General features: G+C 61.1%; 1 protein-coding gene. It reads right to left on the bottom strand.

Annotated elements, in window-relative coordinates; genetic code table 11:
* Positions 1 to 392: RlmE family RNA methyltransferase (locus EN874_RS32250; RefSeq protein ID WP_135884714.1), on the bottom strand; the 392-nt coding region annotated here is incomplete at its 3' end.
* Positions 393 to 442 lie beyond the last annotated feature (50 nt).

Consider the following 442-nt stretch of genomic DNA (forward strand, 5'->3'; position numbering starts at 1 on the left):
TTTTTCTTCTCTTTGGTGTCGAGGAAATCCAACTGCAGAATGACTGCGCCCGGAACCGCATCCATCTCGAGATAGTCGATGCCGACGACATGCTGATTTTCCGCCGTCGACTTCGTCCGCGCAGCCGCCACCTGGCACCAGCCGCCAGGCGCGGCGCCGAGGTCGATCACCTTCATGCCGGGCTTCAGGAGATGGTGTTTGTCGTCGATCTCGATCAGCTTGTAGGCGGCGCGTGAACGGTAGCCGTCGGCCTTGGAGCGCTGCACATAGGGATCGTTCATGTGGCGCTCGAGCCAGCGGCGCGAGGATTCCTTCAGGCCACTCTTCTTCTTGATCCTGGTCTTCAGGACGCGGATGCTTCCCGAGCCCGGCCTTTCCGGCTTTTTACTCATCAGCGACCTCTTCCGTCGCTGCGCCAGGCGCCGTCATCGGCCATCAGCTC

Source organism: Mesorhizobium sp. M1D.F.Ca.ET.231.01.1.1 (genome assembly GCF_003999155.2).
Classification (GTDB): domain Bacteria; phylum Pseudomonadota; class Alphaproteobacteria; order Rhizobiales; family Rhizobiaceae; genus Mesorhizobium.